This window comes from Paraburkholderia sp. 32, assembly GCF_050435345.1.
Lineage (GTDB): Bacteria > Pseudomonadota > Gammaproteobacteria > Burkholderiales > Burkholderiaceae > Paraburkholderia > Paraburkholderia tuberum.
On sequence record NZ_JBNDKD010000001.1, the window covers coordinates 581,267 to 593,441 of the forward strand.

The window sequence follows — 12,175 nt, forward strand, 5'->3', positions numbered from 1 at the left end:
TTATGGTCTATCCCACTCTCCGCGACTGGCTGTTTTCCGTCAAAACGTTCGCCGCGGCCATGCTCGCGCTTTACATCGGCCTCGCGTTCGAACTGCCGCGGCCGTACTGGGCGATGGCGACCGTCTACATCGTGTCGAACCCGTTCGTCGGCGCGACCCGCTCGAAGGCGATCTATCGTGCGCTGGGCACTGCGCTCGGCGCGTCGGGCGCGGTGCTGCTGGTGCCGCCGTTCGTCGAATCGCCGTACCTGTTCAGCGTGATCGTCGCGGCGTGGACCGGCACGATGCTCTACCTCGCGGTGTCCGACCGCACCGCGCGCAGCTACGTGTTCATGCTGGCGGCCTACACGATGCCGATCATCGCGCTGCCGTCGGTGACGAATCCGACCGGCGTCTTCGATCTCGCCGTGAGCCGGACCGAGGAGATCATTCTCGGCATCGTGTGCGCGAGCATCGTCGGCAGCGCGGTGTTCCCGAGCCGGCTCGCGCCGACGATCATCGAGCGCACCGACGCATGGTTTCGCGACGCCGCGTTCTACGCGACCGAAACGCTGTCGGGCCGTATCGCAAGCTCGGCGATTTCCGGTGCTCGGCAACGCCTCGCGAGCACGATCAACGGTCTCGAACTGCTGCTGAGCCAGCTCGCCTACGATCACACGCGGCCCGACGTCCTCGCGCGCGCGCATGAACTACGTGGCCGCATGCAACTGCTGCTGCCGATCATGTCGTCGCTCGCCGATCCGCTGCTCGCGCTCTACAACAACGGCCCGCAACACTGGCCCGAAGGACTTCAGACGCTGATCGACGACGTCATCAAGTGGTTCAACCAACCGCTGCCCGCGCCGAGCGAGGGTTATCACGCGGACGAGACCGCCAACGCGCTGCGCGCGCGCATCGCCGCGATGCACCCGCCCGCCGCCGCGCTCACGCATTGGGACGGCGCGCTGCTGTCGAATGCACTATGGCGCCTCGCGCAAGTGATCGACGTGTGGCAAGACTGCCGCTCGCTGCGCATCATCATCACGCGCGAGGAAGGTTCGTGGCGGCCGCATTTCCGTCACTGGCGACTCGGCGGCACCGAGCGCTTCTACGATCGCGGCATGATGCTGTTCGCGACCGTGTCGGCGGCCGCGGCTGTGGTGCTCGCGTGCGCGCTGTGGATCGGCTCGGGCTGGAACGACGGCGCGAGCGCGGTCACGCTCGCGGCGGTCGCCTGCTGCTTCTTCGCCGCGCTCGACGAGCCCGCGCCGTTCGTGTTCCGCTTCTTCCTCGCGACTGGCGTCGCCGTCGTGGCCGCGGGTCTCTATCTGTTCGTCGTGCTGCCGCAGGTGCACGACTTCCCGATGCTGGTGATCCTGTTCGCCGCGCCGTTCATTCTGGTCGGCACGCTGATTCCGCGCCCGCAGTTCAACATGGTGACGGTGCTGGTCGCGGTGAACACGGCCACCTTCATCAGCATTCAGGACGCGTACGACGCGAACTTCCTGACGTTCCTGAACGCCAACCTCGCGGGCCTCTCCGGCCTGCTCTATGCATACCTGTGGACCCGTGCAACGCGCCCATTCGGCGCCGAGCTGGCCGCGGCGCGCCTGTTGCGCTCGAGCTGGGCCGACGTCGCGCTGAGCGCGTCGACGCGGCCGATCGAAGACCCGCGCAATCTCGCCGCGCGCATGCTCGACCGGCTGATGCAATTGATCCCGCGCCTCGCGGCCACCGACGACTACCGCCATCCGTCGATCGAGAGCTTCCGCGATCTGCGCATCGGGTTCAATGCGCTGGACCTGCGCCGCCTCACACGCAAGCTCGGCGGCGAAGCGGCCGGCGCGATCGACCATGTTCTCGATGGAGTGCGTACATACTACGAGAGCTGCATCGATCGACGCCACCGCGAGCCGGTGCCGGAGAGCCTGATGTCGTTGATCGACGTGGCCGTCGCGCGCGTCACCGCGCAGGGGCTCGCCAATGCCGCGGCGCCGACCGAGACCTCGCAGACCTCGGCGCGTCAGTTGCGCGATGCGCTGCACGCGCTGGTCGGCTTGCGTCTTTCGCTGTTTCCGGCGACCCTCACGAAACCAACGCCGACCGAACCGGAGGCCGCCGCGTGATGCACCCATTCTTGCGCCCCTGCTTGCGCCCGCTTGCGCACCCCGCCCTCCCTTTTTCCAGTTCCCGCGATGATCGGTGAAATCGATATCTTCGGCGTGTTCGTACCGTCCGTGCTGGTGCTGATGTTGATCGCGTATCTGATCAACCTCGGCATTCGCACCGCGCTCGATTACACCGGCTTTTACCGCTTCGTCTGGCATCGCTCCATCTTCGATCTCGGCGTCTATGTGCTGGTGCTGGGCCTTGTCGTCGTCGTTTCGCACAGACTAATAACGTGAAAAAAACCTGGTTCTCCGTCGGTCAGATCCTGCTGACCCTGATCGTCGTAGTGGTCGCAGCATTGGTGCTGTGGAAACTCGTCAACTACTACATGTTCGCGCCGTGGACCCGCGACGGGCGCGTACGCGCCGACGTGATCCAGGTCGCGCCCGACGTGTCGGGACTGATTTCGTCGGTCGAGGTCATGGACAACCAGCAGGTCAAGCAGGGCCAGGTGCTGTTCAGGATCGATCAGGCGCGCTACACGCTCGCATTGCGTCAGGCCGAGGCAACGGCGCAGCAGCGCCGCGCGACGCTCGATCAGGCCCGCCGCGAATACGCGCGCAATCGTCAGCTCGGCAACCTCGTCGCCGCCGAAGTACTCGAAGAAAGCCGCTCGCGCGTCGAGGCGGGCGAAGCCGCGCTCGCCGACGCGAACGTCGCGATTGACACCGCGAAGCTGAACCTCGAGCGCTCGACGATCAAAAGCCCGGTAGACGGCTATCTGAACGACCGCGCGCCGCGCGCCGGCGAATTCGTCGCGGCCGGCCGCGCGGTGGTCGCGGTGGTCGACATGCATTCGTTCCGCGTCGACGGCTACTTCGAGGAAACCAAGCTGCGCGGCATCGACATCGGCCAGCCGGTCGACATCATCGTGATGGGCGAGCCGAAGCCGCTGCGCGGGCACGTGCAGAGCATCGTCGCCGGTATCGAAGACCGCGACCGCACGCAAAGCGCCAATCTGCTGCCGAACGTGAACCCGGCGTTCAGCTGGGTGCGGCTCGCGCAGCGCATTCCGGTGCGGGTCGCGCTCGATGAAGTGCCCGCTGATTTCCGCCTGATCGCGGGGCGTACCGCGACGGTGTCGGTGCGTGACCTGTCGCCGCTCAGGAGACGAGCCGTGTCGGGCACGGGTGGCGCATCTGGCACGGTCGCCGCTTCGGCTGCGCCGGTGGCACCGGGTTCGTCGGTGGCGTCCGGGTCCGCTGGGTCGGGCACCGCACCGTCGGGCGCGTCGCAATGAAGTTCGTGCGTACCTTGTCCTCGCTGGCGCCGCGCTTGCCGCTGCTGCCGCTGCTGCCGCTGCTGCCGCTGCTGCCGTTATTGCCGCTCACCGTCGCGCTGAACGGCTGCATCAACGTCGGGCCGAACTACACGCTGCCGAAACAGGCGCTCGTCAATGCCCCGCTCGCGAACGGAGCGATCGAGGGCGCCGATCCCAAGCTGACGTCAACCCTCAATCTGCCGACCGTCTGGTGGAAGCTGTACGACGATCCGGTGCTGAACGGTCTGGTCGACCAGGCGTTGAAATCGAATACCGACCTGCGCGTCGCGACCGCGAATCTCGCGCGCGCTCGCGAGGCGCTGGGCATAGCGCAAGCGCAGGGCGGTTTTTCGGGCAACGCGTCGGTGGCGATCCAGCGCGCGCAGGAATCGGCCGAGCAATACCTGCTCTTCGAGAAACTGCCGGTCGCCAACCTGGGTGACATGGGCATCAACGTCTCGTACGAAATCGACCTGTTCGGCAAGCTGCGCCGCGGCGTCGAAGCGGCGGCCGCGGACACCGAGGCCGTGGAAGCCGCGGGCGACCTCGCGCGCATCACTGTCGTCGCGGACGTGGTGCGCTCGTACGTCGAACAATGCTCGGCGGCCGAGGAGCTGCGCATCGCGCAGCAATCGCTCGCGCTACAGAAGGAGCGCGTGGACGTGTCGCGCCGTCTGCGCGACGCGGGACGCGGAAACCAGACCGCGGTCACGAGCGGCCAGACTCAGGTCGAGACTCTGACGGCCGACATTCCGCGCTACACCGCGCGCCGCAAGATCGCACAATACCGGCTCGCGATGCTGCTCGCCCAGGCGCCGTCGCAATTGCCGCCGGCCGTGCTCGCCTGCGACCGGCTGCCGCAAATCCACCAGCCGATTCCGATCGGCGACGGCGCCGGGCTGCTGCGGCGACGCCCGGACGTGCACGAAGCCGAGCGTCAGCTCGCGGCGTCGACGGCGCGCATCGGCGTCGCGACCGGGGCGCTTTATCCGAGCATCAGCATTGGCGCGTCGGCGGGCTTCACCGGCATTCTGGAAGACATTCCCACCTCGCCGACGGCGCGTTGGGCCTTCGGTCCGCTGATCAGCTGGACCTTCCCGGCCAATGGCGCGCGCCAACGGGTCCACGAAGCCGAAGCGTCGAGCCAGGTCGCGCTCGCGAAGTTCGACGGCGTGGTGCTGACCGCGCTGCGCGAAACCGAGACCAACCTCGCGACCTACGCGTCCGATTACGCGCGCGCCGAATCGCTGCGCGCGGCGCTGAAGTCGGCGGCGCAATCGGCGGATGAAACGCATCGGCTGTATAGCGCCGGGCGCGAGTCGTTCATCTCCGATCTCGACGCGACGCGCACGCTGACGGCCACGAAATCGCAGCTCGCGGCGGCGGAGGGCCAGGTGGCGATCGATCAGGTCAATCTGTTCCTGTCGCTGGGCGGTGGGTGGGAAGTTGGCGGGCAAAGCACGCCGGGTGAAACGCGGCCGCAGCTGAAGGCAACACCTGTCGCGGCCAAGCCGTCCGCGAAGTCGGGAGCGTCGACGGCCGCAACTGAGAAAGCGCCTTGATCGGCCGTCTTACGATTTATTTTTGACAATCTTTCCTTTTGCTTTCACTTTCGGTTAAATACGTGACACCACTTCACGCTACGAGGTCTCGTATGTCGCCATTCATGCAGGGTGTAGTCACGTTGGGCGGATGCATCGGTATCTTCACCGCGGTGGTTGCGGTGGTCGAAATGTTGGCGAATTGAGTTGGGCGGGCGGTGGACCGAAAGAGTGGCTAGCTGTTCCGCACTTTCGCCGCCGCCTGATGTATCGCCGCCCGCACCCGCGGGTACGTGCCGCAACGGCACACCACCGGCGTCATCGCCTCGTCGATGTCGGCATCGGTCGGATCGGACTTGTGCTTCAGCAACGCGCAAGCCGCCATCAATTGCGCGCTCTGACAATAACCGCACTGCACCACGTCGAGTTCGATCCACGCGGCCTTCAGCGCCTGCGCCTCGCGTCCCTGCAAACCCTCGATCGTCGTGATCTTCTGCGTATGCAGGCTCGACATCAACGTCTGGCACGCGAAGCACGCGGCATCGTCGAGATTGATCGTGCACGCGCCGCAGATGCCCACGCCGCAGCCGAACTTGGTGCCGGTCATGCCGAGATCGCAGCGCAGCACCCATAGCAGCGGCATGTCCGGATCGGCATCGACCTTCACCTTGCGTCCGTTGATATTCAGTACCGCCATGCTTGCCTCCTGAGTCGCCGCGCTACACCGCAAGCTTTTGCTCATCCACCGTCCGTCATGCAAGCCGCAACGGCAGCGTCCGCAAACGCTGCCCCGTCAGTGCGAACACCGCATTGCCCACCGCCGGCGCGATCGGCGGCACGCCCGGCTCGCCGACACCTTGCGGGTGCAGCTGGCTCGGCATGATGTCGACTTCGATCGCAGGGCACCCGTTCATCCGCACGACCGGAAAGTCCACGAAATTCTTCTGCTGCACCTGGCCGTTGACGATCGTGATCTCGTTCTGCAACGCGCTCGACAGCCCGAACACGATGCCGCCTTCCATCTGCTGACGGATCAGGTTCGGATTCACCGGCAAGCCGCAATCGATTACGCACACCACCCGATGCACGCGAATCTGCCGGTTCGCGCCGATCGACACCTCCGCGACCTGCGCGACCACGCTGCCGAACGCCTCGTGCAACGCGACGCCATGAGCGCAACGCGCGCCATCGGCGGCGGGTTTTAGCGGACGCCCCCAGTCGGACAACTTCTCGACACGCTTCAGGACCGCCAGATGACGCGGATGCTGCACGAGCAGCATCGCGCGAAACGCGATCGGGTCCTGGCCGGCCGCGGCGGCGGCTTCGTCGGTGAAGCTCTCGGTGAAGAAGGCCTGATGCGAGTGGCCGACCGAGCGCCAGAAGCCGATCGGCACCGGCAATTCGACTATCTTGTGCGACACGCGCGCGGCCGGCCACTCGTAGGGCTGATCGAACGCGCCTTCGCAGGTGGTCTTGTCGATCGGGATGTGCGGCACGCCGTAGTAACGCGCGAGCGCATCCGGCACGATCGCCTGACCCGCCGACTTCGCGTGCCAGGCGACCAGCGTGCCGTGCTCGTCGAAGCCGGCCTGAAGCCATGCCGCGCATGCGGGCCGGTAGAAGTCGTGCGTGAAGTCCTGCGCGCGCGACCAGATGGTTTGCACCGGACGGCCATCGGCCTCGCGCGCGATCGCCGCGGCCTGCGCGACGAAATCGAGTTCGAGGCGCCGGCCGAACGCGCCGCCCAACAACTGCGTCTGTACATCGACGAGATCGACGTCGAGGCCGAGCACTTTCGCCGCATGATGCCGCGCGAGCCGCGGCATCTGCGTCGACACCCAGACGGTCGCCGCGCCGTCCGCGACCTGCACCGTGCAGTTCAGCGGCTCGACCGCGCCATGCGCGAGATACGGTGCGTGATAGACCGCTTCGATCGTGCGCGCCGCGCGACTCATCGCGTTGTCGACGTTGCCGACGTGGTAATACACGTGACCGTCCGTATGGTCGAGCGCCTCGACGAGGCGGCAGTCCACCGCCGCGCTCGACACCTTCGCGGCCGCGCCGTCATGCCAGGTCACGTTGATCGCCTCGACCGCGCTCATCGCGCGAAACGCGTTGTCCGCGATCACTGCCACGCCGCCGGTGCCGCCCGCGTACGGCGGCACGGCGAACGCCTTGATGAAGCCCCGTATCTTTTGCGCGGGCGTCGCGTCGAAATGCGCGACCGTGCCGCCGAGCGTCGGACACATCACGACGCTTGCATAGACCAAACCGTCGGGCAACACGTCGATGCCGAAGCGCGCCGCACCGTCGATTTTCGACGCGGCTTCGATGCGCCGCACGGGCTGGCCGATCAGCCTGAAGTCGGCCGGCTGCTTCAGGACGACGCTGCGCGGCAGCGGCTGGCGCGCGGCCATCGACGACAACTCGCCGAACGTCGCCTTGTGCCCCCACGGGTGCAGCACGTAGCCCTTTTCCGCGCGGCATTCGCGGACCGGCACGTCCCAGCGCTCGGCCGCCGCCGCGATCAGCATCACACGCGCCGACGCGCCGGCTTCGCGCATCGGCGTCCAGAGATCGTTCATGCTCGAGGAGCCGCCCGTCATCATCGTGCCGATCTCACGCGCTGCCTTGCTCGTGATCCACACGGTGCCGCGCCGGATGTAGCTGTCGTCGTCGGGGCGAAACGGCAGATCGTCGACGATGCTCTGCACCGCGTTGTAGATCCGGTCGATCGGCGCCTCTTCGACTTTCACCTGCGGCCAGTCGGCGTCGAGCTCCTCGGCGAGCAGCATCGCAAGCCCCGTATGGATGCCCTGCCCCATTTCGGCCTTCGGCACCATGATCGTCACGCGGTTGTCGGCGTCGATCTTGACCCAGCCGTTTAGCCCCACCTGAGTGCCTTGCGTCGGCAGCGGCGTCGACGTCATCAGGCGCTGGCGCGGCGGCACTACGGCCCAGCCGACCAGCAGCCCGCCCAACGCACTGGCGCCGCCAAGCAGAAAGGTTCTGCGCGTCAACATGGCATGGCTCGCCCGGCTGGCTCGATGGTAGGAAAGCGGCGACAGCGCCGATGCACCCGTCTTTGTCTGCGAATAGTAATAAGACGAATCGGCGAGCGTGAGACTTAAATGCGCGCGTGAACCTCGAGCGGCCGTGCGGCGTGGGAAGGCGGGGACTGAAAGCGGCGGGGGAAAGTCGTGGGGTGTTTCATTAACTGCGACCGCGCAGAGGCGGCGGTGTGCCGGCGTAAGTCACCGCCGGTACACCGCGAACCTTGCGCTTGAGTCAATCAGGCGATCATGCGACCGGATCAACGGCGGTTCGAACCCGACACCACGTCGATCCACACGGCCAGCACGAGGATGCCGCCCTTCACGATCATCTGCCAGAACGCGTCGACGTCGAGCATGGACATGCCGTTGTCGAGGCTCGCCATGACGAGCGCGCCGATCAGCGCGCCATACACGGTGCCGGAGCCGCCGCGCATCGAGGTGCCGCCGATAAAGCACGCGGCGATCGCGTCGAGTTCGCCCATCGAGCCCGCCGACGGCGAACCGGCCGCGAGCCGCGCCGTGTTGACGATGCCGGCAAACGCGCACATCAGCCCCATCAGCGCGAAGATCGCGAGCTTCACGCGGTCGGTGTTGACACCCGACAGCCGCGTCGCTTCGAGGTTCGAGCCGACCGCGTAGATGCGGCGTCCGAACACGGTCTGCGTCGCGATCCATGTGAAGACGCCGAGCAGCGCGAGCAGCAGCAACACCGGCACCGGAATGCCGCCGTAACTGTCGAGCATCGCGATGAAGCCGGCGAGAATCGCCCCTGCGCCGATCACCTTCGCGACGTCCTGCCAGAACGGCACGACGCGCAACTGATAACGCTGCCGATTCGCGCGCTGGCGGATCGTCAGGAATGCCAGCAGCAGGAACAGCACGACGGCGAGCGTGTCGCCGGCGAGCCGCGGCAGGTAGCCCTGGCCGACGAACACGAAGCTGTCCGACACCGGCGCGATCGTCGACCCTCCGGTAATGCCGAGCAGAATGCCGCGATACGCGAGCATGCCGCCGAGCCCGACGATAAACGACGGCACGCGCCGATACGTCGACCACCAGCCGTTGAACACGCCGACCGCGATGCCGAGCAGCAACACGACCGGAATCGTCACGCCGATCGGCCAGTGCCGGTTCACGTCGAGAATCGCCGCAACGCCGCCGAGCAAACCGAGCAGCGAACCGACCGACAGATCGATTTCACCGGCGATGATCACGAACACCATGCCGCACGCGAGCATGCCGGTAATCGACATCTGCCGCAGCAGATTCGACAGATTGCGCGGCGTGACGAACGCGCCGTGCGTGAGCGCCGAAAAGAAAATCCAGATCACGGCGACGGCGATCAGCAGCGCGAGAATCTTGTAGCGCGCGAACAGTTGCTGGATCCGTTGCGTGCCGCCGAATGCGCCTCGCGGCGCGGCGTTGTCGGTGCGTTGGGAAGTTACTTCGGGAGTCATGCGGCACTCGCTGCGGTTGGGTTCGAAGATAGGTGCACGGGGCGGATCGCGGCGCCGAGAATGTCTTCCTGCGTGAGACCGTCGTTGATGAAGTCGCCGCGCAACTCGCCTTCGCCGATCACGAGCACTCGGTCGCTGATGCCGAGCACTTCCGGCAATTCGGACGACACCATCACGATCGACATGCCGCGCTGCGCCAGCTGGAAGATCAGCTTGTAGATCTCGTATTTGGCGCCGACGTCGACGCCGCGTGTCGGTTCGTCGAGAATCAGCACGGTCGGGTTGGTCAGCAGCATGCGCGTGAGCACGGCCTTCTGCTGATTGCCGCCCGACAGACTTGCAATCGATAACATCGGATTCGCGGCGCGCACGGAAAGCCGTTTCATTTCCGTCTGAATCGTGTCGAGTTCGGCCGCGGAATCGATACGTCCGCCCGACGCGAAACGCTGCAACACCGCAAGCGTGATGTTATGGCCGACGCTCATGCCGGGCACGATGCCGTGGCGTTTGCGATCCTCGGGCACCATCGCGATGCCGGCGCGAATCGCGTCGATCGGCGCACGAATTTTCAGCGGCTTGCCGTCGAGCATGACGTGCGCCTCGCTGATGCCTGCATACGCGCCGAAAACCGCCTGCATCAGTTCGGTGCGGCCCGCGCCGACGAGCCCGGCGACACCGAGAATTTCGCCGCGCCGCAACGAGAACGACACGTCGTCCACGCGCTTGCGGCGCGGATTCGTCACGTCGAAACAGGTCACGTTGCGCGCTTCGAAGATCACGTCGCCGATCGGATGCGGCTCGCGCGGAAACAGGTTCTTGATCTCTCGGCCGACCATCAGCGAGATGATCCGCTCGGTCGTCAGGGCGTGCATCGGCTCGGTCGCGACATGGCGGCCGTCGCGAATCACGCTGATCGTGTCGCAGACGGCCGCGACTTCGTCGAGCTTGTGCGAAATGTACACGCAGGCAATGCCGCGCCGTTTCAGATCGCGCACGATATCGAGCAGAATCGCGATTTCGGAGGCGGTCAGCGACGACGACGGTTCGTCGAGGATCAGCAGCTTTGCGCGCTTGTTCAGCGCCTTCGCGATTTCGATCAGCTGCTGATGGCCGCCCCCGTAGTTCATCACGGGCTGCGCGGCGTTGATGCCGCTGATGCCGAGTTCGCGCAACAGTTCGTCGGCGCGCTGATACATCGCCGCGTAGTTCATGCGGCCGCCGGGCAGTGTGATTTCGTTGCCGAGAAAGATGTTTTCCGCGACCGACAACTCCGGCACGAGCATCAGTTCCTGGTGAATGATGATGATGCCCGCGCGTTCGGTGTCGCGTACGCTCGCGGCCTTCAGCGGCTGGCCTTCCCAGGTTATTTCGCCATCCCAGGTACCGTGCGGATACACGCCGGACAGCACCTTCATCAGCGTCGATTTGCCCGCGCCGTTTTCACCGCACAGGCCCACGCATTCGCCCGGCGATACGGTCAGATCGATGCCGTCGAGTGCCTTCACGCCGGAAAAAGCTTTGACGATGCCGCGCATCGTCAGAACAGGTTGCGTCATTCGCTATTGCCTCGCTGCAAGTTGGGCCGATGTTCGATCACGCTCCCGGGCGCGATGACCCGGGAGCGTGGCGTTCACATAGCCCGTCTCTGTGTTATTTGCTCGCGAGTTGCTCTTGCGTGTAGAAGCCGTCCTTCACGACGGTGTCGAGGTTCGCCTTGGTCAGCTTGGTCGGCTGCAGCAGCACCGTATCGACCTTCTTCTTGCCGTTGTCGTATTGCGCGTTGAACGCCGGCTTGTCACCCTTGGCAAGCGCGACCGACAGCTTCGCCGCTTCGCTCGCGATCAGCTTCAGCGGCTTGTAGACCGTCATCGTCTGCGTGCCGGCCGCCACGCGCTTCACGGCTGCGAGGTCGGCATCCTGACCCGAGATCGGTACCTTGCCGGCGAGGCCTTGCGCGGCGAGCGCCTGGATCGCGCCGCCCGCGGTGCCGTCATTCGACGCGACGACTGCGTCGATCTTGTTGTTGTTCGCGGTCAGCGCGTCTTCCATGATGCGCAGCGCGGTCGATGCGCTCCACTCCGGCACCCACTGCTGGCCGACCACCTTGATGTCACCCTTGTCGATCGCCGGTTGCAGCACCTTCAGCTGGCCCTGGCGCAGCATCTTCGCGTTGTTGTCGGTCGGCGCGCCGCCGAGCAGGAAGTAGTTGCCCTTCGGCCGCACGTCATAGACGCCCTGCGCCTGCATCTCGCCGACCTTCTCGTTGTCGAACGAGATATAGGCGTCGATATCGGCGTCGAGAATCAGGCGGTCATACGACACGACCTTGATGCCCGCTTTGCGTGCTTCGGCCACGACGTTGCCAAGCGTCTTCGAGTTGAACGGCACGATCACAATCACGTCGACGCCGCGCGAGATCAGGTTTTCGATCTGCGAGATCTGGCGCTCTTCGCTCGCATCGGCCGATTGCACCGACACCTTCGCGCCGAGCTTTTCCGCCGCGGCGACGAAATAGTCGCGATCGCGCGACCAGCGCTCGACGCGCAGATCGTCGATACAGAAGCCGATTTCCGGATGAGCCTTGCTGGCGTGCGCGAGCGGCGCGGCGAGCGACAGGCTGGCGAGTACCGCGCCGCACAACAGCGAACTCAGGACGTTACGACGCATTGCGAATTTCATTGATGTCTCCTTTTTGTGTAGTGATAGCCGGAA

Annotated in this window: 9 protein-coding genes; 4 read left to right on the forward strand and 5 right to left on the reverse strand. The window is 65.6% G+C overall.

All coding sequences use genetic code 11. The features are described from left to right. Positions 1-2 precede the first annotated feature (2 nt). From OKW26_RS02750 to OKW26_RS02765, 4 genes are all read left to right on the forward strand, one after another. Positions 3-2,105: an FUSC family protein gene (locus OKW26_RS02750; protein WP_429352618.1), complete on the forward strand. Its 2,103-nt coding sequence runs from the start codon at positions 3-5 to the stop codon at positions 2,103-2,105. A 69-nt stretch (positions 2,106-2,174) separates the two neighbouring features. Further along, complete coding sequence (locus OKW26_RS02755; protein ID WP_090808477.1) at positions 2,175-2,384, forward strand: DUF1656 domain-containing protein; 210 nt, start codon at positions 2,175-2,177, stop codon at positions 2,382-2,384. After that, positions 2,381-3,388 (forward strand): efflux RND transporter periplasmic adaptor subunit, encoded by a 1,008-nt coding sequence (locus OKW26_RS02760; RefSeq protein WP_187612142.1) that lies wholly within the window; start codon positions 2,381-2,383, stop codon positions 3,386-3,388. Before OKW26_RS02755 ends, OKW26_RS02760 begins: the two co-directional genes overlap by 4 nt. Continuing rightward, positions 3,385-4,971, forward strand: a complete 1,587-nt coding sequence (locus OKW26_RS02765; protein WP_429352619.1) for an efflux transporter outer membrane subunit — start codon at positions 3,385-3,387, stop codon at positions 4,969-4,971. The genes OKW26_RS02760 and OKW26_RS02765 overlap by 4 nt, the downstream gene beginning before the upstream one ends. 214 nt (positions 4,972-5,185) lie before the next feature. Here the strand turns inward: OKW26_RS02765 and OKW26_RS02770 are convergent, their stop codons facing one another. From OKW26_RS02770 to xylF, 5 genes are all read right to left on the reverse strand, one after another. Then, on the reverse strand, positions 5,186-5,647 hold the full coding sequence (locus tag OKW26_RS02770; protein ID WP_429352620.1) for a (2Fe-2S)-binding protein: 462 nt from the start codon (positions 5,645-5,647) through the stop codon (positions 5,186-5,188). Between the two features lie 55 nt (positions 5,648-5,702). Further along, complete coding sequence (locus OKW26_RS02775) at positions 5,703-7,973, reverse strand: molybdopterin cofactor-binding domain-containing protein (protein WP_429352621.1); 2,271 nt, start codon at positions 7,971-7,973, stop codon at positions 5,703-5,705. Positions 7,974-8,263: 290 nt separating this feature from the next. Further along, complete coding sequence (locus OKW26_RS02780) at positions 8,264-9,463, reverse strand: sugar ABC transporter permease (RefSeq protein ID WP_429352622.1); 1,200 nt, start codon at positions 9,461-9,463, stop codon at positions 8,264-8,266. After that, positions 9,460-11,019 carry a D-xylose ABC transporter ATP-binding protein gene (gene xylG, locus OKW26_RS02785; RefSeq protein ID WP_429352623.1) on the reverse strand — a complete coding sequence of 520 codons (1,560 nt, stop codon included), beginning with the start codon at positions 11,017-11,019 and terminating at the stop codon, positions 9,460-9,462. Before xylG ends, OKW26_RS02780 begins: the two co-directional genes overlap by 4 nt. Positions 11,020-11,113: 94 nt before the next feature. Then, positions 11,114-12,142, reverse strand: coding sequence for a D-xylose ABC transporter substrate-binding protein (gene xylF / locus OKW26_RS02790; protein ID WP_184072156.1), 1,029 nt, complete (start codon positions 12,140-12,142; stop codon positions 11,114-11,116). Between the last annotated feature and the right edge of the window lie 33 nt (positions 12,143-12,175).

What these genes read in the sequence shown, in the direction of transcription:
- OKW26_RS02750 (WP_429352618.1), top strand. Translation starts at nt 3, where the DNA reads ATGGTCTATCCCACTCTCCGCGACTGGCTGTTTTCCGTCAAAACGTTC.
- OKW26_RS02755 (WP_090808477.1), top strand. Translation starts at nt 2,175, where the DNA reads ATGATCGGTGAAATCGATATCTTCGGCGTGTTCGTACCGTCCGTGCTG.
- OKW26_RS02765 (WP_429352619.1), top strand. Translation starts at nt 3,385, where the DNA reads ATGAAGTTCGTGCGTACCTTGTCCTCGCTGGCGCCGCGCTTGCCGCTG.
- OKW26_RS02770 (WP_429352620.1), bottom strand. Translation starts at nt 5,647, where the DNA reads ATGGCGGTACTGAATATCAACGGACGCAAGGTGAAGGTCGATGCCGAT.
- OKW26_RS02775 (WP_429352621.1), bottom strand. Translation starts at nt 7,973, where the DNA reads ATGTTGACGCGCAGAACCTTTCTGCTTGGCGGCGCCAGTGCGTTGGGC.
- OKW26_RS02780 (WP_429352622.1), bottom strand. Translation starts at nt 9,463, where the DNA reads ATGACTCCCGAAGTAACTTCCCAACGCACCGACAACGCCGCGCCGCGA.
- xylG (WP_429352623.1), bottom strand. Translation starts at nt 11,019, where the DNA reads ATGACGCAACCTGTTCTGACGATGCGCGGCATCGTCAAAGCTTTTTCC.
- xylF (WP_184072156.1), bottom strand. Translation starts at nt 12,142, where the DNA reads ATGAAATTCGCAATGCGTCGTAACGTCCTGAGTTCGCTGTTGTGCGGC.